The following is a 26,297-nucleotide window of genomic DNA, read 5'->3' on the forward strand; positions in this document are numbered from 1 at the left end:
TCGCTCGCCTCCACCAACAAGACCTTGAAAGTCGAAGCGCCTGCTGCCCGCAGCGCGGGTATCAAGGTCAAGTCGGTGGCCGAACTGGTCGAGAAGCTGAAGAACGAAGCGAAGGTAATCTAAATGACTATCCTGGTTGTCGCTGAATACGAGAACGGTGCCGTAGCCCCGTCCACCCTGAACACTGTCGCCGCAGCCGCCAAGATCGGTGGTGATGTGCACGTGCTGGTCGCTGGCCAGAACGTCGGTGGCGTTGCCGAATCCGCTGCCAAGATCGCTGGCGTTGGCAAGGTGCTGGTTGCCGACAACGCAGCCTACGCCCACGTTTTGCCGGAAAACGTCGCGCCGCTGATCGTCGAGCTGGCCACGGGTTACAGCCACGTGCTGGCCCCGGCCACCACTAACGGCAAGAACATCCTGCCGCGCGTTGCCGCGCTGCTGGACGTCGACCAGATCTCCGAGATCATTTCGGTTGAATCCGCCGACACCTTCAAGCGCCCGATCTATGCCGGTAACGCCATTGCCACCGTGCAATCGAGCGCTGCTGTGAAGGTGATCACCGTGCGTACCACAGGCTTCGATGCTGTGGCCGCCGAAGGTGGCTCCGCTGCCGTTGAAGCGGTAGGCGCCGCGCACGATGCCGGTATCTCCGCCTTCGTTGGCGAAGAACTGGCCAAGTCCGACCGTCCAGAGCTGACCGCTGCCAAGATCGTCGTTTCCGGTGGCCGCGGCATGGGCAACGGTGACAACTTCAAGCACCTGTACAGCCTGGCCGACAAGCTCGGCGCTGCCGTGGGTGCCTCGCGCGCTGCGGTCGACGCAGGCTTCGTACCCAACGACATGCAGGTCGGCCAGACCGGCAAGATCGTTGCCCCGCAGCTGTACATCGCCGTCGGTATCTCTGGCGCGATTCAGCACCTGGCCGGCATGAAGGACTCCAAGGTGATCGTTGCGATCAACAAGGACGAAGAAGCGCCGATCTTCCAGGTGGCCGACTACGGCCTGGTCGCTGACCTGTTCGAAGCGGTTCCGGAGCTGGAAAAGCTGGTCTGATCCGCCTGCTTCACTTATAAAGAAGCCCGGCCCTTGTAACGAGGGCCGGGTTTTTTTATGCGGGCAAGGAGTGAAGGATGGCGTTTCGTGAAGCAGGCAAGGTGCTGGTGTGCACGATGGCGATGCTTTCACCGCTGGCGATGGCGGCTGGCAAGTGTGAGCGTCTGGTGGCGACTGGCAGCCCGGATGCTCCACCTTACTCCTGGCAAGACCCGAAAGACCCGAAACACCTGATTGGCGCCAACGTCGATCTGTTGCGCAAGGTGGCCGGGGAGCTGGGGCTGAAAGTGGAAGTCCTCAATGCCGGCAGGCGCGATCAGGCGCTGGAAGAGGTGCGCAGTGGGCGCATGGATCTGTTGCTCGACACCCCCCTGCAGGTGGAGCAGTTGACCGCACTGGATTACATCCACCCGCCCTTGCAGCTCAATGAATACCTGGTCTGGACGCGCCATGACGCCGACGTTGAATTCAACGGCCCGGCGGATCTGGCCCATTACCAGGGTAGCCTGTCGGAGCGTGCCCGCCTGACCCCGGCTTTCAGTGCATTTGCCAAGGCGCAGTTGAAGCTGGTACCGGCGCAGAACCTGACCCAGGCCTTCCAGAAGCTGGTGCTGGGCCAGGTGGACTACGTGCTGGCTGGGCGTTACTCGGGCATGGCCATGACCCAAAGCCTGGGCATGAGCAATGACCTGATCGCTCGCGGCCTGCCGGTCGACCGGCCAGGGTTGTACCTGGCTGTGTCGCACAACTCGGCATGCAATGACACCTGGTTGCGTGGGCAACTGGCAAAAAAGCTGACAGAATTGCCGATCTCTGGTGCGTCTGAAGCCGTGCTGCAACGTAATGTCGAGCGCTGGAAAGCGCAGATGGACGTGCAGGCGGACGCCCCCAAACAGTAGGAAGAGTGCGTGAGAACCCAATCACTGATCCTTGCCGTGGCCATGCTCGGCCTGGCCGGCTGCGCCAACGACCCGGCGCCCAATGAACAGATGCGTATTTCCGAGCAGGCGCTGGAACAGGCAAAAGCGGTCGGTGCCACCGACCAGGTCGAGGTGCTGAAGCTTGCCGAAGACAAGCTCGCCCGCGCCAAGAGCGACATGCTGACCGAGGACTACCGCGACGCCCGCATGCGTGCCGAGCAGGCCGAACTCGATGCCCGCCTGGCCGAGGCGCGCGTACTGAACCAGAAGAGTGAGGAGCAGCTCGGCGTATTGCAGTCGCGGGTCAAGCGCTTGCGCAAGCAGCTGGAGGTGCAGCCATGAAGGGCTTCAAACCCATGGCGGCGCTGGCATTGCTGGCGCTGGCTGGCGGGCTGCAGGGGTGCGCCAGTCAGCGCAGTGCAGCGGCGCTGGACGATGCCTCGGCGGCCTTCCAGAAGGTCAAGGATGATTCCGCTGTACTGCGCAGCGCACCGCGTGATGTGATCCGCGCCGGTGAGTCGCTGGCCCGCGCCGAGCGCTTGTCCAGCTACATCGGCACCGGCAGCGACGTGCGCCACTATGCGTATCTGAGCCAACGTTACAGCGAAATCGCCGGTGAGCACGCGAAGTTGGCGCTGAGTCAGGAGCGTCTGGCCAAGCTCGACCTTGAGCGTCAGCGCCTGCAGCTGGCCCTGCGCGAGGCCAAGCTGGCTAGCGTGCAGCAGCAGGGTGAATGGGTGGAAGCGCAGATTGCGGCGCTGGCCTCGCAGCAGGCTGATCGCGGGCTGGTGATGACCTTGGGTGATGTGCTGTTCGACACTGGTCGTGCGGACCTCAAGAATTCGGCCAGTCGCACGGTGCTCAAGCTGGTCCAGTTCCTTCAGCTCAACCCGCGCAGGGTGGTGCGGATCGAGGGCTATGCCGACAACACCGGCGCGCCGGAAGATAACCTCAAGCTGTCGCGCGACCGGGCGCAGGCAGTGGCCGACATGCTGGTCGACCTGGGTGTCGACGAAAAGCGTCTGCAGGTTGAAGGGTATGGCGATCAGTACCCGATCGAGGCCAATGCTTCGGAGCGGGGCAGGGCGCAGAACCGCCGGGTGGAGATCGTCTTCTCCGATGACAAGGGCAGGCTTGCTCCGGCACGCTGACCGCTGGCGCCTCTTCGCGGCTTGAGAAGAGGCGCGCTGGTTAACCCTTTCGATAGCGGCCACGCCACTGTAATGTCGACTATTGTGCAATCTGTCCCAGTACACTTTGCAACTGTTACGGTATCCTCTACCGTAAGTGAGTCGTACAAGAACAATGAGCCGTCCGCGCGTCGAGATATCGCCATGACCAACCTGCTGCTGTATCAGCGTATCGCCCAGCAACTGGCCGATGACATCCGCCGTGGTGTCTATCAGCCAGGCGAGCGCGTGCCGTCCGTGCGCAAGATGAGCGCCCAGCTCAACGTCAGCCATGCCACGGTACTGCAGGCCTATGCCAATCTCGAAGACCAGGGGCTGATCCGCGCCCGGCCGCAGTCGGGCTACTACGTGCACCAGACCCCGGCGTTGACTGCGCAGACACCTGACATTGCCAGGGTCGAGCGCCCCGGCCTGGTCACCCGCGCAAGCATCATCCAGCAGGTGCTGACCGAGGCCCGCCGTGACGGCGTGTTTGCGTTCGGTGCCGCCGTTCCCCATGTCGACTACCTGCCAGTGCGTGCCTTGCATCAGCAGATTGCCAAGGTCACGCGCTTTCACAGCCCGCGTGCTTTCAGCTACATGTTCAGCCCGGGCTTCGAGCCGTTGCGTCGGCAGATCGCGATCCGCATGCGTGATGCTGGCGTGCTGGTCGATCCCAGTGAGGTGATCGTCACCCATGGCTGTGTCGATGCCCTGCAAATGTCACTGCGCGTGCTGACCCGCCCGGGGGATCTGATTGCTGCGGAGTCACCCACCTATTACGGCCTGCTGCAGTTGGCTGATTTGCTAGGGCTGAAGGTGATCGAGATTCCCAGCGACCCGTCCACCGGCATCAGTCTGGAAGCGCTGCAACTGGCGGCCAATCAATGGTCGATCAAGGCGCTGGTACTGACCACACGCCTTAGCAACCCGTTGGGCGGCACTATCCCCGAAGAGCGGCAGAAGCAGTTGTTGCGCCTGGCTTCGGACTTCGACATCCAGATCGTCGAGGACGACATCTATGGCGAGTTGATGTTCGAGCAGGGCAAGACCAAAGCGCTCAAGGCATTCGACCGGCTGGACCGTGTGATCTACTGCTCGAGCTTTTCCAAGACATTGTCACCTGGCGTGCGCGTTGGCTGGATGGTGGCGGGGCGATACCAGGACGAAATCCAGCGGCTGCAGACCTTCACCACCCACTCGGCCTGCAGTGTCACGCAGATGGGGGTGGCGGCTTACCTGGAGAACGGCGGCTATGATCGCCACCTGCGGTATATCCGCCAGGAGTACCGCAAGAACCTCAGTGCCTACCAGTTGGCTGTGCAACAGCACTTTCCCGAGGGTACGCAGATGACCCGGCCCACGGGCGGCTTCATTCTGTGGGTCAGCCTGCCGGGGCGGGTCAACACTCAAGAGCTGCATGTGCGTGCGCTGGAGCAGGGGATCAGTATCGCCCCTGGGCTTATCTTCAGTAATACCGAGCAGTTCAACCACTGCATCCGTCTCAACTGCGGTATTCCATGGAACAAGGAAGCCGAGCGGGCGGTGATGACGCTGGGCATGCTGGCCCAGCAATTGTGCAGGGAGTCTGTAACTGCGCTTTTGTAAGGCTTGCCAGGCGCAGGCGGAACAGAGAGCATACGCACTCTTGAAGCCTGCCTATCGATGTCCATGAAACTGTTGCGTCGTATTGCCCTGGTTTTTTGCCTCATGCCAGTGTGTTTGACCTCTGGTGTGGCCCACGCTGCGCAGCCTGCCAAAGCGGACAACGCCAAGGCGTCGCCTGCGCACAAGCCAGCCAGCAAGGCGGCAACCCAGCAATTGCCCGCGGCGCACCTGGATCTGAGCCTGCCTGCCGAGATGGTCAACCAGCTTGAGCCCAGCGTCGGCAGTTCGGCCGTGCGCCGAAAACCCTTGCTGCCGGCCATGTTTACGGACAAACCGCACGCCGGTGACAGCCCGTTCCAGCTCAATGGTCGCTTGATCAGCAACGAGATGCAGCTGCAGTTGCGCAATGACAGCCGGCGTGATGTGGAAGGGGCGGCGATCGAGTTTGAGTTCCGCCAATAGCCTGGGCGAACTGACTGCCGGGTCACTGCAGATTTCATCGGGCCAGCAATTTCAAACGTATGTTTGAGCGGTTAGTATCCGGGGACGTTCGTCCCGTTTTGTTTCAGGGGGTCCTGATTTTATGAAATGCCGTGAGGGTTGCGGTGCCTGCTGCATCGCCCCGTCCATCACTTCCGCAATGCCGCGCATGCCAGACGGCAAGCCGGCTGGCATGCGCTGCCTGCACCTGACCGCCGACAACCTCTGCGACCTGTTCGGCAAGCCCGAGCGGCCGGCGGTCTGTGGTGGGTTCAAGGCGGATATCGAGGTGTGCGGCAATGATCGCGACGAGGCAATCAGGATTCTCGGTTGGTGGGAGCAGATGACGGCGGCGTGACAAGGCTGGATCTTCGACAACAAGGATAAAGATGATGAGATCGTTCAAGCGTATTGCACTGCTATGTGGCGTGGGCTTGCTGATGGCGCCGGCCGCCTGGGCCGAGAGCTGGCAAGTGGCCAAGGACGAGGAGGGGATCAAGGTCTCTCTCAGTGAAGTGCCGGGGTCCAAGTACAAGGCCTACCGTGGTGTGGCCCTGATCAAGGCGCCGTTGGCCAGGGTGCAGGCTCTGCAGGAAGACGTGGCAGGGGCGTGCACCTGGATACATGAGTGCAAGTCGCAGAAGTTGCTCAAGCACGAAGGTGACCAGAGCTGGACCTACACCCAGTTCAATGCGCCGTGGCCGGTAACGCCGCGCGATTCGGTGTTGCATGTCACCACCGTCAAAAACGCTGATGGCAGCCTGACGCGTAACCTCAAGGAAGAGCCGACCTATATGCCCGAAGAGAAGGGGTATGTTCGGGTGGCGAAAGTCGAAGGCTTCTGGAAGTTGGTGCCCAAGGGGGACAGTACAGAAGTGACCTATCAGGTGCATACCGAGCCGGGTGGCAGTGTGCCCGCGATGGTAGCCAACAAGTTTGTAGTGGATGCGCCGTTCAATACCCTGAAAAGCTTGCGTGAGCGGGCAGAGAAGAACTGAAGCCAGGGCAGGGGCAAAGCAATGAAAAAGGCTGCCCGAGGGCAGCCTTTTGCGTTCGGCTTCAAAAGCTTACTTGCGGTCCTTCAGCTCAACGATGTCACGCGGCAGTTCGCCGGTGTACAGCTGGCGCGGGCGGCCAATCTTGTATGGGCTGGAGAGCATTTCTTTCCAGTGCGAGATCCAGCCCACGGTACGTGCCAGGGCGAAGATCACGGTGAACATGCTGGTCGGGATGCCGATCGCCTTCAGGATGATGCCCGAGTAGAAGTCGACGTTCGGGTACAGCGAGCGCTCGATGAAGTACGGATCGGTGAGCGCGATCTCTTCCAGGCGCATCGCCAGTTCCAGCTGCGGGTCGTTCTTGATGCCGAGTTCGCCCAGGACTTCGTCGCAGGTTTTCTTCATCACGGTGGCGCGCGGGTCGCGGTTCTTGTACACGCGGTGACCGAAGCCCATCAGCTTGAACGGGTCGTTCTTGTCCTTGGCCTTGGCAATGTACTTGTCGATGTTCGAGACATCGCCAATTTCATCGAGCATGGTCAGCACGGCTTCGTTCGCACCGCCGTGGGCAGGGCCCCACAGTGCGGCGATACCGGCGGCGATACAGGCGAACGGGTTGGCGCCCGAAGAGCCGGCCAGGCGGACGGTGGAGGTGGAGGCGTTCTGCTCGTGATCGGCATGGAGGATGAAGATCTTGTCCATTGCCTTGGCCAGCACCGGGCTGATCGGTTTGATCTCGCACGGGGTGTTGAACATCATGTGCAGGAAGTTTTCCGCGTACGACAGGTCGTTGCGCGGGTACATCATCGGCTGGCCCATGGAGTACTTGTAAACCATCGCGGCCAGGGTCGGCATCTTGGCGACCAGGCGCACCGCGGAAATTTCGCGGTGTTGCGGGTTATTGATGTCCAGCGAGTCGTGGTAGAACGCCGACAGGGCGCCGACTACTCCGCACATTACGGCCATCGGGTGGGCGTCGCGGCGGAAACCGTTGAAGAAGGACTTCAGCTGCTCATGAACCATGGTGTGGTTCTTGACGGTGCTGACGAACTGGGCCTTCTGCTCGGCATTGGGCAGTTCGCCGTTGAGCAGCAGGTAGCAGGTTTCCAGGTAGTCCGATTGCTCGGCGAGCTGTTCGATGGGGTAGCCGCGGTGCAGCAGCACGCCCTTGTCGCCGTCGATGTAGGTGATCTTCGACTCGCACGAAGCGGTCGCCATGAAACCTGGGTCGAAGGTGAAGTGACCAGTGGCCCCCAACCCGCGGACGTCGATTACATCAGGACCAACGGTGCCGGTTAAAATGGGCAGCTCGACGGGGGCAGCGCCCTCGATGACCAACTGCGCTTTTTTGTCAGCCATGTGGCCTCCTATTAATGCTTGAAATCATCAGACAGACCCCCCACGCAGGGCCCGCACCACTATAGAGAAGTAAATTCGAATGTCAATTTGCCTAAAGGCTGGTTGAAACCCGCTCTGAGGCCTGATTTTTCACGAAATTCTCGCCCATTTACGCCTTTTGCTCGCTAAAGGCAATGCGCTATTTGGGCTACCCCGTCACGTTGTCATAAGCAGCCTAACTGTCTATACTCGGCACCCGACCGCCAGGGGCTTGCAAGCCCGAACTGCTGGGGGTCGCCGTTCCCTGGGTGGTGGGTACCTGACCAGTACACTTACCAACAACTTTGCCCTGATTCGCTAGGGGCTCTTCAGTGTGAAAAAAGCCGTGAAAAGCCAACGACCTGTAAACCTAGACCTAAGGACCATCAAGCTCCCTGTCACAGCGTACACGTCCATCCTGCACCGTATCTCCGGCGTCATCCTGTTCCTCGGCCTTGCCATCATGCTTTATGCACTGGGCAAGTCGCTGGGTTCCGAGGAAGGCTTCGGTGAGGTGAAGGCGTGTCTGACCAGCCCGCTGGCCAAGTTCGTGACCTGGGGCCTGCTATCCGCCCTGCTTTATCACCTCGTGGCAGGTGTGCGTCACCTGATCATGGACATGGGTATCGGTGAGACGCTGGAAGGCGGCAAGCTGGGCTCGAAAATCGTGATCGTCATCTCCGTGGTGCTGATCGTTCTGGTGGGAGTTTGGGTATGGTAACCAATGTCACGAACCTGTCGCGTTCGGGCCTCTATGACTGGATGGCGCAGCGCGTCTCGGCGGTCGTTCTCGCGGCTTACTTTCTCTTCCTGATCGGCTACGTGGTCGCCCACCCAGGCATCGACTACACCCAGTGGCATGGTCTGTTCTCCAATAACGCGATGCGGATCTTCAGTCTGCTGGCCCTCGTTGCCCTGGGCGCTCACGCCTGGGTCGGCATGTGGACCATTGCAACCGACTACCTGACGCCAATGTCGTTCGGCAAGTCGGCAACTGCGATTCGTTTCCTGTTCCAGGCGGTATGCGGCGTTGCGATGTTCGCTTACTTCGTCTGGGGTGTGCAGATTCTCTGGGGTATCTGATCCATGGCTAGCATTCCAACCATTTCCTTCGACGCCATCATCATCGGTGGCGGCGGCGCCGGCATGCGCGCAGCGCTGCAGCTGGCCCAGGGCGGTCACAAGACTGCCGTGGTCACCAAGGTCTTCCCGACCCGTTCGCACACTGTTTCCGCCCAGGGCGGCATCACCTGCGCCATCGCTTCGGCCGACCCGAACGACGACTGGCGCTGGCACATGTACGATACCGTCAAAGGTTCCGACTACATCGGTGACCAGGACGCTATCGAATACATGTGTCAGGAAGGCCCTGCTGCGGTCTTCGAGCTGGACCACATGGGCCTGCCGTTCTCGCGTACCGAAACCGGTCGTATCTATCAGCGTCCGTTCGGCGGCCAGTCCAAGGACTTCGGCAAGGGCGGCCAGGCTGCACGTACCTGTGCTGCTTCCGACCGTACCGGCCACGCACTGCTGCACACCCTCTATCAGGGCAACCTGAAAGCGGGCACCACCTTCCTGAACGAGTACTACGCTGTCGATCTGGTGAAAAACCAGGACGGCGCGTTCGTGGGTGTGATCGCGATCTGCATCGAAACCGGCGAAACCCTGTACATCAAGTCCAAGGCCACCGTATTGGCCACTGGCGGTGCGGGCCGTATCTACGCCTCGACCACCAACGCCCTGATCAACACCGGTGACGGCGTCGGCATGGCCCTGCGTGCCGGTGTGCCGGTGCAGGACATCGAAATGTGGCAGTTCCACCCGACCGGCATCGCCGGCGCTGGTGTACTGGTCACCGAGGGTTGCCGCGGTGAGGGTGGCTACCTGATCAACGCCCACGGCGAGCGTTTCATGGAGCGTTACGCGCCGAACGCGAAAGACCTGGCCGGCCGCGACGTGGTCGCCCGTTCCATGGTCAAAGAGATCATCGCTGGCAACGGCGTGGGCCCGAACAAGGACCACGTACTGCTGAAGCTGGACCACCTGGGCGAGGAAGTGCTGCACAGCCGCCTGCCAGGCATCTGCGAACTGTCCAAGACTTTCGCTCACGTCGACCCGGTTGTAGCACCGGTGCCGGTCGTGCCGACCTGCCACTACATGATGGGTGGTGTTGCCACCAACATTCATGGCCAGGCCATCACCATGGACGCCGAAGGCAAGGACCACATCATTCCGGGCTTGTTCGCCGTGGGTGAAGTGGCGTGCGTATCGGTTCACGGTGCCAACCGCCTGGGCGGTAACTCGCTGCTCGACCTGGTCGTATTCGGCCGCGCCGCCGGCCTGCACCTGGAGAAGGCGCTGAGCGAAGGCGTCGAGTACCGCGATGCCAGCGATACCGATGTCGACGTCGCCCTGAACCGCCTGAACAAGCTCAACGAGCGTACCACTGGCGAAGACGTTGCAAGCCTCAAGCGTGAGCTGCAAAGCTGCATGCAGAACTACTTCGGTGTATTCCGTACTGGCGAATACATGCAGAAGGGTATCGAGCAGCTGGCTGGTCTGCGTGACCGCATCGCCAACGTGAAGATCAACGACAAGTCCCAGGCCTTCAACACCGCGCGTATCGAAGCGCTGGAGCTGCAGAACCTGTTGGAAGTCGCCGAAGCTACCGCCATCGCGGCCGAAGCCCGTAAAGAGTCCCGCGGCGCTCACGCCCGTGAAGACTTCGAAGACCGTGACGACGAAAACTGGCTGTGCCACACCCTGTACTACCCGGGTGAGAAGCGCGTGGCCAAGCGTGGCGTCAACTTTGCGCCGAAGACTGTTCCAGCCTTCGAACCAAAAGTCCGGACTTATTGAGGGTGACTGCTATGTTGAAAGTCGAAGTTTATCGCTACAACCCGGATACCGACTCGGCGCCCAAGATGGAGTCGTTCGACGTCGATACCGGCGGCAAGGACCTGATGGTGCTGGACGTGCTGGCGCTGATCAAGGAGAAGGACGAGGGCTTCTCGTACCGTCGCTCCTGCCGTGAAGGCGTTTGCGGTTCCGATGGCATGAACATGAACGGCAAGAACGGCCTGGCCTGCATCACGCCGCTGTCCGGCGTGGTCAAGGGCAACAAGCTGGTTCTGCGCCCGCTGCCTGGCCTGCCGGTCATTCGTGACCTGGTCGTCGATATGAGCATCTTCTACAAGCAGTACGAGAAGGTGAAGCCATTCCTGCAGAACGACACGCCGGCCCCGGCCATCGAGCGTCTGCAGTCGCCGGAAGATCGCGACAAGCTGGACGGTCTGTACGAGTGCATCCTGTGCGCTTGCTGCTCGACTTCCTGCCCATCGTTCTGGTGGAACCCGGACAAGTTCCTGGGCCCCGCCGCCTTGCTGCAGGCCTATCGCTTCCTGGCCGACAGCCGTGACACCAAGACCCAGGAGCGCCTGGCGTCCCTGGATGACCCGTTCAGCGTCTTCCGCTGCCGCGGGATCATGAACTGCGTCAACGTTTGCCCGAAGGGTCTGAACCCGACCAAGGCAATCGGCCACGTACGTAACATGCTGCTGCAAAGCGGCACCTGACTCAAAGCGTTGTAACTGCAGTAAGCCGAGGTGCGGGTGGTGAGCCCGCACTGAGGTAAAACCTGAGCAAGGGCCCAAAAAGCCCGCGCTCGATACCTATGAAGATATGAGACCAGCAGGGGCTTTCCGGGCTGGTACCCGGAAAATCAGCAGGATCCAAGTGGCGTGGTTCAGTCGCTGTGTTCGGACTTTTCCAGGTTTGCTGTGGCTCTCGCCGATCAGTCCCCTAACCGAGGGTGACCAAGCATGCAAGAAAGCGTGATGCAGCGCATGTGGGAAAGCGCCCACCTTTCAGGTGGTAACGCTGCATATGTGGAAGAGCTCTACGAACTCTACCTGCACGACCCTAACGCTGTGCCAGAAGAGTGGCGCACTTACTTCCAGAAGTTGCCCGCCGACGGCAGCACCGCTACCGATGTATCGCACTCGACAATCCGCGACCATTTCGTACTGCTGGCAAAGAACCAGCGCCGCGCCCAACCGGTATCTGCCGGGAGCGTGAGCAGTGAACACGAGAAGAAGCAGGTTGAAGTTCTGCGACTGATCCAGGCCTATCGTATGCGCGGCCATCAGGCTGCCAAGCTCGACCCCTTGGGGTTGTGGCAGCGCCCTGCGCCCGTAGACCTGTCGATCAATCACTACGGCTTGACCAATGCCGATCTTGATACGACCTTCCGTGCCGGCGACCTGTACATCGGCAAAGAGGAAGCGAGCCTACGCGAGATCGTCGAGGCGCTCCAGAAGACATATTGTCGCACCATTGGCGCCGAGTTCACCCATATCGTCGATTCCGAGCAGCGCAGCTGGTTCCAGCAGCGCCTGGAAAGCGTGCGCGGCCGCCCGGACTTCTCCGCCGACGTGCAGGCCCACCTGCTCGAGCGCGTGACGGCCGGTGAAGGTCTCGAGAAGTACCTGGGCACCAAGTACCCGGGCACCAAGCGTTTCGGCCTTGAGGGTGGCGAAAGCCTGATCCCGATGCTGGACGAAATGATCCAGCGTTCCGGCTCCTACGGCACCAAGGAAGTCGTGATCGGCATGGCCCACCGCGGCCGTCTGAACGTGCTGGTCAACACCTTCGGCAAGAACCCGCGCGAGCTGTTCGACGAGTTCGAAGGCAAGAAGATGAACGAGCTGGGCTCCGGTGACGTGAAGTATCACCAGGGCTTCTCCTCGAACGTGATGACCACCGGTGGTGAAGTTCACCTGGCCATGGCGTTCAACCCGTCCCACCTGGAAATCGTCTCCCCCGTGGTCGAAGGTTCGGTGCGCGCCCGTCAGGACCGCCGCAACGATACCGCCGGCGACAAGGTGCTGCCGATCTCGATCCACGGTGACGCTGCCTTCGCAGGCCAGGGCGTGGTCATGGAAACCTTCCAGATGTCGCAGACCCGCGGTTTCAAGACCGGCGGCACCGTGCACATCGTGATCAACAACCAGGTCGGTTTCACCATCAGCAACCCGCTGGACTCGCGTTCCACCGAGTACGCCACCGACGTTGCCAAGATGATCCAGGCGCCGATCCTGCACGTGAACGGCGATGACCCGGAAGCTGTGCTGTTCGTGACCCAGCTGGCCATCGATTACCGCATGCAGTTCAAGCGTGACGTGGTCATCGACCTGGTCTGCTACCGTCGTCGCGGCCACAACGAGGCCGACGAGCCCAACGGTACCCAGCCGCTGATGTATCAGCAGATCAGCAAGCAGCGCACCACCCGTGAGCTGTACGCCGAGGCGCTGATCCAGGCCGGTCGCATCGATGCCGAGCGCGCCCAGGCCAAGATCGACGAGTACCGCAATGCCCTGGACAACGGCCTGCACGTGGTCAAGAGCCTGGTCAAGGAGCCGAACCGCGAGCTGTTCGTCGACTGGCGTCCGTACCTGGGCCACGCCTGGACTGCGCGTCACGACACCCGTTTCGACCTCAAGACCCTGCAGGACCTGTCGGCCAAGCTGCTCGAGCTGCCGGAAGGCTTCGTCGTCCAGCGTCAGGTGTCGAAGATCTACGAAGACCGTCAGAAGATGCAGGCCGGTGGCTTGCCGATCAACTGGGGTTACGCAGAGACCATGGCCTACGCCACCCTGCAGTTCGAAGGTCACCCGATCCGCATGACCGGCCAGGACATCGGCCGTGGCACCTTCTCGCACCGCCACGCGGTGCTGCACAACCAGAAGGACGCCAGCACCTACGTGCCGCTGCAGAACCTGTTCCCGGGCCAGCCGCGCTTCGACCTGTACGACTCCTTCCTGTCGGAAGAAGCGGTACTGGCCTTCGAATACGGTTACTCGACCACCACGCCGAATGCGCTGGTGATCTGGGAAGCCCAGTTCGGCGACTTCGCCAACGGTGCGCAGGTGGTGATCGACCAGTTCATCACCAGCGGTGAGCACAAGTGGGGCCGCCTGTGCGGTCTGACCATGCTGCTGCCTCACGGTTACGAAGGGCAGGGCCCGGAGCACTCCTCCGCGCGTCTGGAGCGTTACCTGCAGCTGTGCGCCGAGCACAACATCCAGGTTTGCGTACCGACCACCCCGGCACAGATCTACCACCTGCTGCGTCGTCAGGTCATCCGTCCGCTGCGCAAGCCGCTGATCGTGCTGACGCCGAAGTCGCTGCTGCGCCACAAGCTGGCCGTCTCGACCCTGGAGGACCTTGCAGAAGGTTCGTTCCAGACCGTGATCCCGGAAATCGACACCCTGGATCCTGCCAAGGTCGAACGCCTGGTGCTGTGTGGTGGCAAGGTCTATTACGACCTGCTGGAAAAACGCCGTGCCGAAGGCCGCGAAGACATCGCAATCGTGCGTATCGAGCAACTGTACCCGTTCCCGGAAGACGACCTGGTCGACATCCTGGCGCCGTACACCAACCTCAAGCATGCCGTCTGGTGTCAGGAAGAGCCGATGAACCAGGGCGCCTGGTACAGCAGCCAGCACCACATGCGCCGTATCCTGGGCCGCCACAACAAGGCGCTGGTCCTGGAATACGCCGGCCGCGACGCTTCCGCCGCGCCAGCCTGTGGTTACGCTTCGAAGCACGCCGAACAGCAGGAAAAACTGCTGCAAGACGCCTTCACTGTCTAACGCCTTCGCGCACCTGAAACCGAATTTAAGGAAACACTGATAATGGCTATCGAGATCAAAGCCCCAACCTTCCCGGAATCGGTTGCCGATGGCACCGTTGCCACCTGGCACAAGAAGCCGGGCGAAGCCGTCAAGCGTGACGAGCTGATCGTCGACATCGAGACCGACAAGGTCGTCCTGGAAGTACTGGCTACCGCCGATGGCGTGATGGGCGACATCGTCAAGGGCGAGGGCGATACCGTCCTGTCCGACGAAGTGCTGGGTTCGATCGTGGAAGGTGGTGCTGCTGCCGCCGCGCCTGCTGCCGCTCCGGCCGCCGCTGCTCCGGCAGCCGTTGCCGCCGATGCCGGCGAAGACGACCCGGTTGCCGCTCCGGCCGCGCGCAAGCTGGCTGAAGAGAACGGCATCGACCTGGCTACCGTTGCCGGTACCGGCAAAGGTGGCCGCGTCACCAAGGAAGACGTGGTTGCTGCAGTTGCCAACAAGAAGTCCGCGCCTGCCGCTGCTCCGGCTGCCAAGCCTGCCGCTGCCGCCCCGGTTGTGGCCGCTGCTGGCGATCGCACCGAGAAGCGTGTGCCGATGACCCGCCTGCGTGCCAAGATCGCCGAGCGTCTGGTTGAAGCCCAGTCCAACATGGCGATGCTGACCACCTTCAACGAAGTCGACATGACCGAAGTCATGGCCCTGCGTTCGAAGTACAAGGACCTGTTCGAGAAGACCCATAACGGCGTGCGCCTGGGCTTCATGTCGTTCTTCGTCAAGGCCGCTACCGAAGCGCTGAAGCGTTTTCCTGCTGTCAACGCCTCGATCGACGGCAACGACATCGTCTACCACGGTTTTGCCGACGTCGGCGTTGCCGTCTCCAGCGACCGTGGCCTGGTGGTGCCGGTACTGCGCAACGCCGAATCGATGAGCCTGGCTGAAATCGAGAACGGCATCGCCACCTTCGGCAAGAAGGCCCGCGACGGCAAGCTGTCGATCGAAGAAATGACCGGCGGCACTTTCACCATCACCAACGGTGGTACCTTCGGCTCGATGATGTCGACCCCGATCGTCAACCCGCCACAGGCCGCCATCCTCGGCATGCACAACATCATCCAGCGTCCGATGGCCATCAACGGCCAAGTGGTAATCCGCCCGATGATGTACCTGGCGCTGTCGTACGATCACCGTCTGATCGACGGCAAGGAAGCGGTAACCTTCCTGGTGACCATCAAGAACCTGCTGGAAGATCCGTCCCGCCTGCTGCTGGACATCTAATCGCGCAGCTGTAAGCTGCAAGCCGCAAGCTTCAAGCCGAAGCCTGCTGGACTTGCGGCTTGCAGCTTGCCGCTTGAAGCTAAAAAGGAATCTTTTATGACCCAGAAATTCGACGTAGTGGTGATTGGTGCAGGTCCTGGCGGTTATGTGGCTGCCATCAAGGCTGCCCAACTTGGTCTGAAGACTGCCTGTATCGAGAAGTACACCGACGCCGAGGGCAAGCTGGCCCTGGGTGGCACCTGCCTGAACGTAGGTTGCATTCCGTCCAAGGCGCTGCTGGACAGCTCCTGGAAGTACAAGGAAGCCAAAGAGAGCTTCAACGTCCACGGCATCTCCACTGGCGAAGTGAAGATGGACGTGGCCGCGATGGTTGGTCGCAAGGCTGGCATCGTCAAGAACCTGACCGGTGGCGTTGCCACCCTGTTCAAGGCCAATGGCGTCACTTCGATCCAGGGCCACGGCAAACTGCTGGCTGGCAAGAAAGTCGAAGTCACCAAGGCTGATGGCACCACCGAAATCATCGAAGCCGAGAACGTGATCCTGGCCTCCGGCTCGCGTCCGATCGACATTCCGCCGGCTCCGGTCGACCAGAACGTCATCGTCGACTCCACCGGCGCCCTGGAATTCCAATCGGTTCCCAAGCGTCTGGGCGTGATCGGTGCTGGCGTGATCGGCCTGGAGCTGGGCTCGGTGTGGGCTCGCCTGGGTGCTGAAGTCACCGTCCTGGAAGCCCTGGACACCTTCCTGATGGCTGCTGACACCGCAGTGTCGAAAGAAGCCCAGAAGACCCTGACCAAGCAAGGCCTGGACATCAAGCTGGGCGCTCGCGTCACCGGCTCGAAAGTCAACGGCAACGAAGTCGAAGTGACCTACACCAACGCCGAAGGCGAGCAGAAGATCACCTTCGACAAGCTGATCGTCGCGGTCGGCCGTCGTCCGGTGACCACCGACCTGTTGGCCTCCGACAGCGGCGTGAACATCGACGAGCGTGGCTACATCTTCGTTGACGACCACTGCGCTACCAGCGTACCGGGCGTCTATGCCATCGGCGACGTTGTCCGCGGCATGATGCTGGCGCACAAGGCCTCGGAAGAGGGCATCATGGTCGTCGAGCGCATCAAGGGCCACAAGGCCCAGATGAACTACGACCTGATCCCTTCGGTTATCTACACCCACCCGGAAATCGCGTGGGTCGGCAAGACCGAACAAGCCTTGAAGGCCGAGGGTGTTGAGGTTAACGTAGGCACCTTCCCGTTCGCGGCCAGCGGCCGTGCGATGGCGGCCAACGACACCGGTGGTTTCGTCAAGGTCATCGCCGATGCCAAGACCGACCGCGTACTGGGTGTACACGTGATTGGCCCGTCGGCTGCCGAACTGGTTCAGCAGGGCGCGATCGCAATGGAATTCGGCACCAGTGCCGAGGATCTGGGCATGATGGTCTTCAGCCATCCAACCCTGTCCGAAGCGTTGCATGAAGCAGCGCTGGCAGTGAATGGCGGCGCCATTCACGTGGCCAACCGTAAGAAGCGTTAATTATAAGAAACCACGGCGGGCTGCCCGTCGTGAGTCTTGCGTGCATGACTCACCGCGGAACGTCCGCCGGACCGGATCACACGGGAAAACCCGGGGTCAACGGTCACAGGTGGTGCGGCGCCAGTAATGGCGCAGCGCCGAAGCGCAGTACCTAACGAAGACGGTAAAAAGCATGAATCTTCACGAGTATCAGGGTAAGCAGCTGTTCGCTGAGTACGGCCTGCCAGTTTCCAAGGGTTTCGCTGTCGATACCCCTGAGCAAGCTGCAGAAGCCTGCGACAAGATCGGCGGTTCCGAGTGGGTTGTCAAAGCCCAGGTCCACGCTGGTGGTCGCGGTAAAGCGGGCGGCGTCAAGCTGGTTCGCAGCAAGGAAGACGCCAAGGCGTTCGCTGCACAGTGGTTGGGCAAGAATCTGGTGACCTACCAGACTGATGCCAACGGTCAACCCGTCTCCAAGATTCTGGTCGAATCCTGCACTGACATCGCCAAAGAGCTGTACCTGGGCGCTGTAGTGGATCGTTCGAGCCGCCGTATCGTGTTCATGGCGTCCACCGAAGGTGGCGTGGACATCGAGAAAGTCGCTCACGAAACGCCTGAGAAGATCCTCAAGGCTACCATCGACCCGCTGGTCGGCGCTCAGCCGTTCCAGGGTCGTGAACTGGCATTCCAGCTGGGCCTGGAAGGCAAGCAGGTTCAACAGTTCGCCAAGATCTTCGTTGGCCTGGCCAAGCTGTTCAAGGATCACGATCTGGCCCTGCTGGAAGTGAACCCGCTGGTGATCAAGGCCGATGGCGACCTGCACTGCCTCGATGCCAAGATCAACATCGACGCCAACGCCATGTACCGTCAGCCCAAGCTGAAGACCTTCCACGACCCGTCGCAGGACGACGCTCGTGAAGCCCACGCTGCCAAGTTCGAACTGAACTACGTTGCCCTGGAAGGCAACATCGGCTGCATGGTCAACGGTGCCGGCTTGGCCATGGGTACCATGGACATCGTCAACCTGCACGGCGGCAAGCCAGCCAACTTCCTCGACGTGGGCGGCGGTGCTACCAAAGAACGCGTTACCGAAGCGTTCAAGATCATTCTGTCCGACAGCAATGTCGCGGCCGTACTGGTCAACATCTTCGGCGGCATCGTTCGCTGCGACATGATTGCCGAAGGCATTATCGGTGCAGTGAAGGAAGTCGGCGTCAAGGTTCCGGTCGTCGTTCGCCTTGAAGGCAACAACGCCGAACTGGGCGCAAAAGTACTGGCAGAAAGCGGTTTGAACATCATTGCGGCAACCAGCCTGACCGACGCTGCTCAACAAGTTGTCAAAGCTGCGGAGGGCAAGTAATGAGCGTCCTGATCAATAAAGACACCAAAGTCATCTGCCAGGGCTTCACCGGCTCGCAGGGTACTTTCCACTCCGAACAGGCCATTGCCTACGGCACCAAGATGGTCGGCGGCGTTACCCCGGGCAAGGGTGGCACCACCCACCTGGGCCTGCCGGTGTTCAACACCGTCAAGGAAGCCGTGGAAGCTACCGGCGCTGACGCTTCGGTGATCTACGTACCGGCCCCGTTCTGCAAAGACTCGATCCTGGAAGCTGCCTTCGGCGGTATCAAGCTGATCGTCTGCATCACCGAAGGCATTCCTACCCTGGACATGCTGGATGCCAAGGTCAAGTGCGACGAGCTGGGCGTTACCCTGATCGGCCCTAACTGCCCAGGTGTCATCACCCCGGGCGAGTGCAAGATCGGCATCATGCCAGGCCACATTCACTTGCCAGGCAAGGTCGGTATCGTTTCGCGCTCCGGCACCCTGACCTACGAAGCTGTGAAGCAGACCACCGACGCCGGCTTCGGCCAGTCGACCTGCGTCGGCATCGGCGGTGACCCGATCCCGGGCTCGAACTTCATCGACATCCTGAAGCTGTTCCAGGAAGACCCGAAGACCGAAGCGATCGTCATGATCGGTGAGATCGGCGGTTCGGCTGAAGAAGAAGCCGCAGCCTACATCAAGGCCCACGTGACCAAGCCTGTCGTTTCCTACATCGCTGGTGTTACTGCACCTGCGGGCAAGCGCATGGGCCACGCTGGCGCCATCATTTCCGGCGGCAAGGGCACTGCGGACGAGAAGTTCGCGGCCCTGCAGGACGCTGGTGTGAAGACCGTGCGTTCCCTGGCTGACATCGGCAAGGCCCTGGCCGAGCTGACTGGCTGGGAAGCCAAGAAGTAAGTAACACAAAGTAATATGTAGTACCCCCACGCGCACAAAGGCCACCTTCGGGTGGCCTTTGTCGTTGTGCGGCTGTGAAGGCTGCGCCCCCACCTTCGGAAAGTTCGATCACCCTGATCAGGATTTTCAACCAGACATCCGCTCGAATCAGCAATAAATTGTCGTCGAACACGGTCAACCAGACGACAAACATGTACGCACATCGGACAAGCAGCACTGTGCCAGTGCGTTTGGCGGGTAAAACGGTTAATCTACGCGTTCACTTTGTGCCCGTACCCCAAAAGGGAACGACACGCTAAACGGGTCTGGCCTATCAAGCCGGGCAGCATTTCCCTCACTCAAGGGGAAATCCCTTCTCGAATCCCGATTTCAGCAGTGTGGTACTACCCTAAATGAAAGTTTTAAAAGGCCAGGATATCCTGGCGCTTGGCTTTATGACGTTTGCGCTTTTTGTGGGCGCTGGCAATATCATCTTCCCGCCCATCGTCGGCCTGCAGTCCGGGCCGCATGTGTGGATGGCCGCTCTGGGCTTCCTGGTAACGGCTGTGGGCCTGCCGGTCATCACCGTGGTCGCACTGGCCAAGGTCGGTGGTGGCATGGATGCGCTCAGCAGCCCGATCGGCAAGTTCTTCGGTGGCCTGTTGGCGGCGGTATGCTACCTGTCGGTCGGCCCGCTGTTCGCAACCCCGCGCACCGCGACCGTGTCGTTCGAAGTGGGTGTGGCACCGCTCACCGGCGAAAGCCCGTTGGCGTTGTTCCTCTACAGCCTGGTGTACTTCATCGTGGTATTGGCGGTGTCCATGTACCCGGGCAAGTTGCTCGATACCGTGGGCCGTTTCCTCGCGCCGCTGAAAATTATCGCCCTGGCGGTACTTGGTATCGCGGCGTTCGCGCTGCCGGCCGGCACCATTGGTGAAGCACAGCCTGCCTATGCAGCTGCGGCCTTCTCCAAAGGCTTCTCCGATGGCTACCTGACCATGGACACCCTGGGTGCGCTGGTCTTCGGTATCGTGATCGTCAATGCCATCCGTTCGCGGGGTGTCGAGTCGCCGAAGCTGATCACCCGCTATGCCATCATTGCCGGCCTGATTGCCGGTGTAGGCCTGGCGCTGGTGTACATCAGCCTGTTCCGCCTGGGAGCCAGCAGCCATGATATCGCGGCTGGCGCCACCAACGGTGCAGCAGTATTGCACGCCTACGTACAGCACACCTTCGGTTCGCTTGGCAGCGGTTTCCTGGCGGTGCTGATCGCGCTGGCCTGCCTGGTGACTGCCGTAGGCCTGACTTGCGCATGCGCCGAGTACTTCAGCCAGATCCTGCCGCTGTCGTACCGTGCGCTGGTGGTGATCCTGGCGGGCTTCTCGCTGCTGATTTCCAACCTGGGCCTGACCAAGCTGATCATGTTCTCGATCCCGGTGCTGACCGCCATCTACCCACCGTGCATCGTGGTGGTAGGGCTGAGCTTCGTCAAAGACCTGTGGAATTCGCCAACACGTATCCTGGCGCCGGTCATGCTGGTGTCGCTGTTGTTCGGCATGGTTGACGCGATCAAGGGCAGCAGCATTGCCCACGTGCTGCCGGACTTCATGGCCCACCTGCCGCTGAGCGATCAGGGCCTGGCCTGGCTGGTGCCGTCGGTGGTGACACTGATGGCGGCTGTGGCGTGCGACCGCATGCTTGGCAAGCCGCGCGAAGCGCTGGCCTGATAGGTTGACGCCTGCCGTTGGCACCGGCCACAAGCCGTAGGGTGCCCGCGAAGGCCGATACACCAAACCCCGCACCCACAAGGGTGCGGGGTTTTTTATTGCGCCTATGTGCCTTTGCGTGCTTGCAAGCGTCGAAATGCGGTCCCTATCCTTGTCTGCCCTGGCCTTCGGGAAAACTGCATGAATTTCATCCAAAGCAACCTTCACAACGTGTTGGCCCTCTGCTGGTTCGCCCTTTGCTGGGGCGGCTATACCCGCTATGCCATCTGGAAGGGCCGCGACACTGCCTGCTTGGCCAGTGTGCTGCATCTGTACCGGGAAGACTGGATGCGCCGCATGCTGCTGCGCGACAACCGCATCGCCGATGCCAGTGTAATTGGCAATCTGGAGCGCAACGCGTCGTTCTTTGCCTCCAGTACCCTGATCATTCTGGCCGGCATCCTGACTGTTCTGGGGGCCTCTGACCGCGCCCTGTCGCTGCTGGCCGACCTGCCTCTGGTGCAGCAGGCCTCGCAAGGCATGTCGGAAATCAAGCTGCTTTGCCTGGCGATGGTTTTCGTCTATGCGTTCTTTACGTTCAGCTGGTGCATGCGCCAGTACAACTTCGCAGCAGTGCTGGTGGGGTCTGCGCCCATGATAGGCGAGCGGCTGGTCAGTGAGCTTGAGCGTAAGGCTTTCGCTTCACGGGCGGCGAGGGTGTTGTCGCTGGCGGCCAATCAGTTCAACTTTGGCTTGCGGTCTTATTACTTCGGCATGGCCATGCTCACCTGGTTCATCAGCCCGTGGTTGTTCATGGTCGTGAGTGTAGGAGTGGTATTGATCCTGTATCGCCGGGAGTTCCACTCCGATGTGCTGGAAGTGATGGTGTTCACGCCAACGGAAAGTGCGCCTACCGAGACCAGCAAGGAAGGCCTCGGTACAAACACATGAAACGTTTAACCTATAACTGGCAGGCACAAAAAAACCCGACAATGTCGGGTTTTTTTGTGCGTCGCGATTACTGCTTGGCAGGCTCAGCCGGTGCAGTAGCCGGAGTTGCCGGAGCGGCTTCTTCAGCAGCCTTCTGCTCGGCTTCAGCCTGATCTTTGGCAGCTTCGGCGTTTTCCTCGGCGGCGTCGTTCATTTTATCCTGAGCTTCGCCCATTTTTTCCTGGGCTTGCTCGGCATGTTCCTGTGCGTCTTGGGCTTTGTCTTCGCTCGCTTTATCGCAAGCAGCCAGGCCCATGGCAGCAGCCAGCATCAGAGCAAAAGCAAATGGTTTACGCATTGGGTGTTTCTCCTTGGTGGAATAAGTGACTTGTTCCTTCGAGTTCAGCCATGCGGCAATAGTTCCGTATCAGTTACAGATATATAACACCGCATCGCGGATAGACTTTTTATCACACTTATGCAGATGTCGCAGGCGCCAGTGGCTGTGAAGAGGAGTGTACCGATGACCGATTCAAGCTTGATGGCCATGGCCGAGCGTTTCTTGTCGGCACTGAAACATTGTCAAGTGTTGCAAGTGCGCGTGGAGCATGCGGACGCCGATGGCATGACGCTGCTCTTGCCCTGGTCGCCAGCCATCGTTGGCAACCCGCAGACCGGCGCAGTGCATGGTGGTGCCCTGACCACGCTGATGGACACCACCTGCGGGATGGCCACCCTTTGCGTGCTGCCGAGCTTTGAAGTATGTCCAACGCTGGACCTTCGTATCGACTACATGCATCCGGCAGAGGCGGGAAAGCCCATCTATGGTCATGCCCAGTGCTATCGGGTCACCCGAGACGTGATTTTCACCCGTGGCATGGCCTATCAGGACGACCCCGCCCAGCCGATCTGCCAGGTTGTCGGTACCTTCATGCGCCTGGGGCAGGAGGTCAAGGGCGGCATCCGGTTCGGCAAGGGGCTGAAGGAGGGCGGGGCATGATTCCACAAGACGTACGTCGACAGCTCAACGCGGCGCATGCCGTGGGCGATTACCAGCCATTGCTGGCGTTGATACCCTACGCCAGCCTGATCGGCATCACCTGTGAGCGCCAGGGCGATGACCTGCTGTTCCGCTTGCCGGCCAGCCCGGACAACATCGGCAACCCGTTGCTGCCGGCCATCCATGGCGGTGTGATTGCTGGGTTCATGGAGCTTTCTGCCGCCTTGTATCTGCTGATCTACAGCGAGAGCGCCAGCATCCCCAAGATCATCGATTTTTCCATCGACTACCTGCGCGCCGGGCTCTTTCGCGACACTTACGCGCAGTGCCAGCTCTGGCGCCAAGGCCGGCGGGTGACCAATGTGGCGATCACCGCCTGGCAGGGCGATCGACAATCGCCGATCGCCACTGCCCGTGCGCATTTCAAGATTGAGCCCCAAAAGCCCTTGAAATCGTCGGGGCTGCCCCCATCTGCATGACATCCGCCATTAATGCATGCCGATTCGGCTGCCGGCGCCCACTGCCATCAGATCGGAGTTTTGAAGACCATGAGTGTGGAAACACAAAAGGAAACCCTGGGCTTCCAGACCGAGGTAAAGCAGCTGCTGCACCTCATGATTCACTCGCTGTACTCGAACAAGGAAATCTTCCTGCGTGAGCTGATTTCCAACGCTTCCGACGCCGCCGACAAGCTGCGTTTCGAAGCCCTGGCCAAGCCAGAGCTGTTCGAAAACGACGCCGACCTGAAAATCCGCCTGAGTTTCGACAAGGACGCCGGTACCGTGACCCTCGAGGACAACGGCATCGGCATGAGCCGCGAAGATGTGATCACTCACCTGGGTACCATCGCCAAGTCCGGCACGGCCGACTTCATGAAGAACCTCACCGGTGACCAGAAGAAGGATTCGCACCTGATCGGCCAGTTCGGTGTGGGCTTCTACTCTGCCTTCATCGTGGCCGACAAGGTCGACGTGTTCAGCCGTCGCGCCGGCCAGCCGGCTGCCGAGGGCGTGCACTGGTCGTCCAAGGGCGAGGGCGACTTCGAAGTTTCCACCGTCGAAAAACCACAGCGCGGTACCCGTATTGTCCTGCACCTGAAGAAGGACGAGCAGGAATTCGCCGATGGCTGGCGCCTGCGTAACGTGGTCAAGAAGTACTCCGATCACATTGCCCTGCCGATCCAGCTGCCCAAAGAGCAGGCGGCGGCCGAAGGTGAAGAGCAGCCGGCCGAAGAATGGGAAACCGTCAACCGCGCCAGTGCCCTGTGGACCCGCCCGCGTACCGAAATCAAGGACGAGGAATACCAGGAGTTCTACAAGCACATCGGCCATGACTTCGAAAACCCGCTGGCCTGGAGCCACAACAAGGTCGAAGGCAAGCTCGAATACAACTCGCTGCTGTACGTGCCGGCCCGCGCGCCGTTCGATCTGTACCAGCGTGAAGCGCCGCGCGGCTTGAAGCTGTATGTGCAGCGCGTGTTCATCATGGACCAGGCCGAGTCGTTCCTGCCGCTGTACCTGCGCTTCATCAAGGGTGTGGTCGACTCCAATGACCTGTCCCTGAACGTCTCCCGCGAGATCCTGCAAAAGGATCCGATCATCGATTCGATGAAAACTGCGCTGACCAAGCGTGTGCTGGACATGCTGGAGAAGCTGGCGAAGAACGAGCCTGAGCAGTACAAGGGCTTCTGGAAGAACTTTGGTCAGGTGCTGAAGGAAGGCCCGGCCGAAGACTTCGCCAACAAGGAGAAGATCGCCGGCTTGCTGCGCTTTGCCTCCACCCATGACGAGAGCGGCGAGCAGAGCGTCTCCCTGGCCGATTACCTGGCGCGCGCCAAGGAAGGCCAGGACAAGGTCTACTACCTCACTGGCGAGTCGTACGCGCAGGTCAAGAACAGCCCGCACCTGGAAGTCTTCCGCAAGAAGGGCATCGAAGTGCTGCTGCTGACCGATCGCATCGACGAGTGGCTGATGAGCTACCTCAACGAGTTCGACGGCAAGGCCTTCGTCGATGTCGCGCGTGGCGACCTGGACCTGGGCAAGCTGGACTCCGAAGAGGACAAGAAGGCCCAGGAAGAAGTCGCCAAGGAAAAAGAAGGCCTGGTCGAGCGCTTGAAATCTGCGCTGGGTGAGAGCGTCGCCGAAGTGCGTGTGTCGCACCGCCTGACCGATTCGCCGGCAATCCTGGCCATCGGTGAGCAGGACCTGGGCCTGCAGATGCGCCAGATCCTTGAAGCCAGCGGGCAGAAGGTGCCGGACTCCAAGCCGATCTTCGAATTCAACCCGACTCATCCGCTGATCGAAAAGCTGGACAACGAGCAGAGTGAAGACCGCTTTGCCGAACTGTCGCACATCCTCTTCGATCAGGCGGCCCTGGCGGCCGGTGACAGCTTGAAGGATCCGGCGGCGTACGTTCGTCGTCTGAACAAGCTGTTGGTCGAGCTGTCTGCTTGAGTTGATGCATCGATAAGCCCGCTTCGGCGGGCTTTTTTAATGGTGAATGCCCAAGGAGTGCTTGATGAGCAAGGTAATCGTCGAATCGCTGGTTTATCACCTGTCCGGCAAGGCCTATGAAAGCCGTCTGGTGTACGAGCCAGGTGCGCTGGGGCGACCGGGCCTGGTGATGGCGCCGAACTGGATGGGCATTGGCGAAGGTGCCGAGCGCATCGCCAAGGAAGTGGCCGAGAAGGGTTACGTGGTGCTGATTGCCGACCTGTACGGGCAATCGGTGCGTCCGTCCAATGCTGACGAAGCTGGGGCGGCGATGATGCCGTTGAAGAATGACCGTGCCGAATTGCGCAAGCGCATGAAGGAGGCGTTGGCGCAGCTGCTGGCGCAGTCGAAGGCGTTACTGGAGCCTGGCAAGGTAGCAACCTTCGGCTTCTGCTTTGGCGGCTGCTGCGCCCTGGAGCTGGCACGTACCGGTGCAGACCTGAAGGCTGCGGTGTCGTTCCATGGCACGCTGGATACCCCGAACCCTGAAGATGCCAAGCACATCAAGGGCTCGGTGCTGGTGCTGCACGGCGCATCCGACCCGCTGGTACCGAGGGAGCAGCTGCCGGCGTTCGAGGAAGAGATGAATGCGGCCAAGGTGGATTGGCAACTGCTGAGCTATGGCGGCGCGGTGCACTCGTTCACTGACCCGGGTGCCAATGTCCCGGGCAAGATGCAGTATGACCGCCGTACCTCAGAGCGGGCGTTCCGTTCGATGCACAATTTGCTCACCGAAGTGTTCCAGCGCTGACGGTGCCTTGGGGCTGCTACGCAGCCCATCGCTGGCAAGCCAGCTCCCACTTGAGGTGTTGCCCCCGAGAGCGGCGCGGTCCCGGTGGGAGATTCTATGGTTGTAAACAACGGTCTTTAGGCCGTTCTGCTTACGTATTCCTCCTTCTTCTTCATCAGGGCAAAT

Annotated in this window: 25 protein-coding genes and 1 pseudogene; 24 read left to right on the forward strand and 2 right to left on the reverse strand. The window is 60.7% G+C overall.

Features of this window, described 5'->3' with window-relative positions:
• From EGJ09_RS25675 to EGJ09_RS25715, 9 genes and pseudogenes are all read left to right on the forward strand, one after another.
• Window positions 1–123 (forward strand): annotated as a pseudogene (locus EGJ09_RS25675) (electron transfer flavoprotein subunit beta/FixA family protein); the annotation flags it as partial.
• Window positions 124–1,053: an electron transfer flavoprotein subunit alpha/FixB family protein gene (locus tag EGJ09_RS25680; protein WP_046785256.1), complete on the forward strand. Its 930-nt coding sequence runs from the start codon at window positions 124–126 to the stop codon at window positions 1,051–1,053.
• Between the two features lie 77 nt (window positions 1,054–1,130).
• Window positions 1,131–1,952: an ABC transporter substrate-binding protein gene (locus tag EGJ09_RS25685; RefSeq protein ID WP_125925130.1), complete on the forward strand. Its 822-nt coding sequence runs from the start codon at window positions 1,131–1,133 to the stop codon at window positions 1,950–1,952.
• 9 nt (window positions 1,953–1,961) lie between these two features.
• Complete coding sequence (locus EGJ09_RS25690) at window positions 1,962–2,315, forward strand: DUF4398 domain-containing protein (RefSeq protein ID WP_046785254.1); 354 nt, start codon at window positions 1,962–1,964, stop codon at window positions 2,313–2,315.
• The gene (locus EGJ09_RS25695; protein ID WP_115274275.1) at window positions 2,312–3,124 is read left to right on the forward strand and encodes an OmpA family protein; all 813 of its coding nucleotides are present in this window, start codon (window positions 2,312–2,314) and stop codon (window positions 3,122–3,124) included. The genes EGJ09_RS25690 and EGJ09_RS25695 overlap by 4 nt, the downstream gene beginning before the upstream one ends.
• A 183-nt stretch (window positions 3,125–3,307) precedes the next feature.
• Window positions 3,308–4,750 (forward strand): PLP-dependent aminotransferase family protein, encoded by a 1,443-nt coding sequence (locus EGJ09_RS25700; RefSeq protein WP_046785252.1) that lies wholly within the window; start codon window positions 3,308–3,310, stop codon window positions 4,748–4,750.
• A gap of 63 nt (window positions 4,751–4,813) precedes the next feature.
• The gene (locus EGJ09_RS25705) at window positions 4,814–5,212 is read left to right on the forward strand and encodes a hypothetical protein (protein ID WP_125925131.1); all 399 of its coding nucleotides are present in this window, start codon (window positions 4,814–4,816) and stop codon (window positions 5,210–5,212) included.
• A 121-nt stretch (window positions 5,213–5,333) separates the two neighbouring features.
• Window positions 5,334–5,588, forward strand: coding sequence for a YkgJ family cysteine cluster protein (locus EGJ09_RS25710; protein ID WP_012315353.1), 255 nt, complete (start codon window positions 5,334–5,336; stop codon window positions 5,586–5,588).
• 34 nt (window positions 5,589–5,622) lie between these two features.
• Window positions 5,623–6,228 carry an START domain-containing protein gene (locus EGJ09_RS25715; RefSeq protein ID WP_125925132.1) on the forward strand — a complete coding sequence of 202 codons (606 nt, stop codon included), beginning with the start codon at window positions 5,623–5,625 and terminating at the stop codon, window positions 6,226–6,228.
• 69 nt (window positions 6,229–6,297) lie between these two features.
• Here EGJ09_RS25715 and gltA read toward each other — a convergent pair whose 3' ends face one another.
• Window positions 6,298–7,587: a citrate synthase gene (gene gltA / locus EGJ09_RS25720; protein ID WP_115274279.1), complete on the reverse strand. Its 1,290-nt coding sequence runs from the start codon at window positions 7,585–7,587 to the stop codon at window positions 6,298–6,300.
• A 352-nt stretch (window positions 7,588–7,939) separates the two neighbouring features.
• On the opposite strand from gltA, the gene sdhC reads away from it, so the two are divergent.
• The 11 genes from sdhC (at window position 7,940) to EGJ09_RS25775 (ending at window position 21,910) form a co-directional block, all read left to right on the forward strand.
• A complete protein-coding gene (sdhC, locus tag EGJ09_RS25725) occupies window positions 7,940–8,326 on the forward strand; it encodes a succinate dehydrogenase, cytochrome b556 subunit (RefSeq protein ID WP_012315350.1) in 387 nt (128 codons plus the stop codon).
• Entirely contained in the window at window positions 8,320–8,688 is a 369-nt protein-coding gene (gene sdhD / locus EGJ09_RS25730) for a succinate dehydrogenase, hydrophobic membrane anchor protein (RefSeq protein WP_003254214.1), read from the forward strand. Before sdhC ends, sdhD begins: the two co-directional genes overlap by 7 nt.
• A gap of 3 nt (window positions 8,689–8,691) precedes the next feature.
• Window positions 8,692–10,464 (forward strand): succinate dehydrogenase flavoprotein subunit, encoded by a 1,773-nt coding sequence (sdhA, locus tag EGJ09_RS25735; RefSeq protein ID WP_012315349.1) that lies wholly within the window; start codon window positions 8,692–8,694, stop codon window positions 10,462–10,464.
• 11 nt (window positions 10,465–10,475) lie between these two features.
• The gene (locus EGJ09_RS25740; protein WP_012315348.1) at window positions 10,476–11,180 is read left to right on the forward strand and encodes a succinate dehydrogenase iron-sulfur subunit; all 705 of its coding nucleotides are present in this window, start codon (window positions 10,476–10,478) and stop codon (window positions 11,178–11,180) included.
• Window positions 11,181–11,426: 246 nt separating this feature from the next.
• On the forward strand, window positions 11,427–14,258 hold the full coding sequence (locus EGJ09_RS25745) for a 2-oxoglutarate dehydrogenase E1 component (protein WP_012315347.1): 2,832 nt from the start codon (window positions 11,427–11,429) through the stop codon (window positions 14,256–14,258).
• A gap of 42 nt (window positions 14,259–14,300) precedes the next feature.
• A complete protein-coding gene (gene odhB / locus EGJ09_RS25750; protein ID WP_039602468.1) occupies window positions 14,301–15,518 on the forward strand; it encodes a 2-oxoglutarate dehydrogenase complex dihydrolipoyllysine-residue succinyltransferase in 1,218 nt (405 codons plus the stop codon).
• A gap of 96 nt (window positions 15,519–15,614) precedes the next feature.
• Window positions 15,615–17,051, forward strand: coding sequence for a dihydrolipoyl dehydrogenase (gene lpdA / locus EGJ09_RS25755; RefSeq protein ID WP_039602469.1), 1,437 nt, complete (start codon window positions 15,615–15,617; stop codon window positions 17,049–17,051).
• 172 nt (window positions 17,052–17,223) lie between these two features.
• Window positions 17,224–18,390: an ADP-forming succinate--CoA ligase subunit beta gene (gene sucC / locus EGJ09_RS25760; RefSeq protein ID WP_011534748.1), complete on the forward strand. Its 1,167-nt coding sequence runs from the start codon at window positions 17,224–17,226 to the stop codon at window positions 18,388–18,390.
• Window positions 18,390–19,274 carry a succinate--CoA ligase subunit alpha gene (gene sucD, locus EGJ09_RS25765; RefSeq protein ID WP_003254203.1) on the forward strand — a complete coding sequence of 295 codons (885 nt, stop codon included), beginning with the start codon at window positions 18,390–18,392 and terminating at the stop codon, window positions 19,272–19,274. Before sucC ends, sucD begins: the two co-directional genes overlap by 1 nt.
• A 392-nt stretch (window positions 19,275–19,666) precedes the next feature.
• The gene (brnQ, locus tag EGJ09_RS25770) at window positions 19,667–20,980 is read left to right on the forward strand and encodes a branched-chain amino acid transport system II carrier protein (RefSeq protein ID WP_046785248.1); all 1,314 of its coding nucleotides are present in this window, start codon (window positions 19,667–19,669) and stop codon (window positions 20,978–20,980) included.
• 180 nt (window positions 20,981–21,160) lie between these two features.
• The gene (locus tag EGJ09_RS25775; protein WP_115274281.1) at window positions 21,161–21,910 is read left to right on the forward strand and encodes a DUF599 domain-containing protein; all 750 of its coding nucleotides are present in this window, start codon (window positions 21,161–21,163) and stop codon (window positions 21,908–21,910) included.
• A gap of 67 nt (window positions 21,911–21,977) precedes the next feature.
• Here the strand turns inward: EGJ09_RS25775 and EGJ09_RS25780 are convergent, their stop codons facing one another.
• A complete protein-coding gene (locus EGJ09_RS25780) occupies window positions 21,978–22,247 on the reverse strand; it encodes a hypothetical protein (protein WP_012315342.1) in 270 nt (89 codons plus the stop codon).
• A gap of 165 nt (window positions 22,248–22,412) precedes the next feature.
• Between EGJ09_RS25780 and EGJ09_RS25785 the strand changes: the two genes are divergently transcribed.
• The 4 genes from EGJ09_RS25785 to EGJ09_RS25800 all read left to right on the forward strand — a co-directional run bounded on the left by EGJ09_RS25785 (window position 22,413) and on the right by EGJ09_RS25800 (window position 26,132).
• Entirely contained in the window at window positions 22,413–22,889 is a 477-nt protein-coding gene (locus EGJ09_RS25785) for a PaaI family thioesterase (protein WP_125925133.1), read from the forward strand.
• Complete coding sequence (locus EGJ09_RS25790; protein ID WP_115274283.1) at window positions 22,886–23,368, forward strand: PaaI family thioesterase; 483 nt, start codon at window positions 22,886–22,888, stop codon at window positions 23,366–23,368. Before EGJ09_RS25785 ends, EGJ09_RS25790 begins: the two co-directional genes overlap by 4 nt.
• Window positions 23,369–23,437: 69 nt before the next feature.
• A complete protein-coding gene (htpG, locus tag EGJ09_RS25795; RefSeq protein WP_046785421.1) occupies window positions 23,438–25,342 on the forward strand; it encodes a molecular chaperone HtpG in 1,905 nt (634 codons plus the stop codon).
• A gap of 64 nt (window positions 25,343–25,406) precedes the next feature.
• On the forward strand, window positions 25,407–26,132 hold the full coding sequence (locus EGJ09_RS25800; protein ID WP_039603203.1) for a dienelactone hydrolase family protein: 726 nt from the start codon (window positions 25,407–25,409) through the stop codon (window positions 26,130–26,132).
• The last annotated feature ends 165 nt before the right edge of the window (window positions 26,133–26,297 follow it).

It is taken from the genome of Pseudomonas sp. p106 (assembly GCF_003936645.1).
Taxonomy (GTDB): domain Bacteria; phylum Pseudomonadota; class Gammaproteobacteria; order Pseudomonadales; family Pseudomonadaceae; genus Aquipseudomonas; species Aquipseudomonas putida_E.

What these genes read in the sequence shown, in the direction of transcription:
- EGJ09_RS25680 (WP_046785256.1), top strand. Translation starts at nt 124, where the DNA reads ATGACTATCCTGGTTGTCGCTGAATACGAGAACGGTGCCGTAGCCCCG.
- EGJ09_RS25685 (WP_125925130.1), top strand. Translation starts at nt 1,131, where the DNA reads ATGGCGTTTCGTGAAGCAGGCAAGGTGCTGGTGTGCACGATGGCGATG.
- EGJ09_RS25695 (WP_115274275.1), top strand. Translation starts at nt 2,312, where the DNA reads ATGAAGGGCTTCAAACCCATGGCGGCGCTGGCATTGCTGGCGCTGGCT.
- EGJ09_RS25700 (WP_046785252.1), top strand. Translation starts at nt 3,308, where the DNA reads ATGACCAACCTGCTGCTGTATCAGCGTATCGCCCAGCAACTGGCCGAT.
- EGJ09_RS25705 (WP_125925131.1), top strand. Translation starts at nt 4,814, where the DNA reads ATGAAACTGTTGCGTCGTATTGCCCTGGTTTTTTGCCTCATGCCAGTG.
- EGJ09_RS25710 (WP_012315353.1), top strand. Translation starts at nt 5,334, where the DNA reads ATGAAATGCCGTGAGGGTTGCGGTGCCTGCTGCATCGCCCCGTCCATC.
- EGJ09_RS25715 (WP_125925132.1), top strand. Translation starts at nt 5,623, where the DNA reads ATGAGATCGTTCAAGCGTATTGCACTGCTATGTGGCGTGGGCTTGCTG.
- gltA (WP_115274279.1), bottom strand. Translation starts at nt 7,587, where the DNA reads ATGGCTGACAAAAAAGCGCAGTTGGTCATCGAGGGCGCTGCCCCCGTC.
- sdhD (WP_003254214.1), top strand. Translation starts at nt 8,320, where the DNA reads ATGGTAACCAATGTCACGAACCTGTCGCGTTCGGGCCTCTATGACTGG.
- sdhA (WP_012315349.1), top strand. Translation starts at nt 8,692, where the DNA reads ATGGCTAGCATTCCAACCATTTCCTTCGACGCCATCATCATCGGTGGC.
- EGJ09_RS25740 (WP_012315348.1), top strand. Translation starts at nt 10,476, where the DNA reads ATGTTGAAAGTCGAAGTTTATCGCTACAACCCGGATACCGACTCGGCG.
- EGJ09_RS25745 (WP_012315347.1), top strand. Translation starts at nt 11,427, where the DNA reads ATGCAAGAAAGCGTGATGCAGCGCATGTGGGAAAGCGCCCACCTTTCA.
- odhB (WP_039602468.1), top strand. Translation starts at nt 14,301, where the DNA reads ATGGCTATCGAGATCAAAGCCCCAACCTTCCCGGAATCGGTTGCCGAT.
- lpdA (WP_039602469.1), top strand. Translation starts at nt 15,615, where the DNA reads ATGACCCAGAAATTCGACGTAGTGGTGATTGGTGCAGGTCCTGGCGGT.
- sucC (WP_011534748.1), top strand. Translation starts at nt 17,224, where the DNA reads ATGAATCTTCACGAGTATCAGGGTAAGCAGCTGTTCGCTGAGTACGGC.
- sucD (WP_003254203.1), top strand. Translation starts at nt 18,390, where the DNA reads ATGAGCGTCCTGATCAATAAAGACACCAAAGTCATCTGCCAGGGCTTC.
- brnQ (WP_046785248.1), top strand. Translation starts at nt 19,667, where the DNA reads ATGAAAGTTTTAAAAGGCCAGGATATCCTGGCGCTTGGCTTTATGACG.
- EGJ09_RS25775 (WP_115274281.1), top strand. Translation starts at nt 21,161, where the DNA reads ATGAATTTCATCCAAAGCAACCTTCACAACGTGTTGGCCCTCTGCTGG.
- EGJ09_RS25780 (WP_012315342.1), bottom strand. Translation starts at nt 22,247, where the DNA reads ATGCGTAAACCATTTGCTTTTGCTCTGATGCTGGCTGCTGCCATGGGC.
- EGJ09_RS25785 (WP_125925133.1), top strand. Translation starts at nt 22,413, where the DNA reads ATGACCGATTCAAGCTTGATGGCCATGGCCGAGCGTTTCTTGTCGGCA.
- EGJ09_RS25790 (WP_115274283.1), top strand. Translation starts at nt 22,886, where the DNA reads ATGATTCCACAAGACGTACGTCGACAGCTCAACGCGGCGCATGCCGTG.
- htpG (WP_046785421.1), top strand. Translation starts at nt 23,438, where the DNA reads ATGAGTGTGGAAACACAAAAGGAAACCCTGGGCTTCCAGACCGAGGTA.
- EGJ09_RS25800 (WP_039603203.1), top strand. Translation starts at nt 25,407, where the DNA reads ATGAGCAAGGTAATCGTCGAATCGCTGGTTTATCACCTGTCCGGCAAG.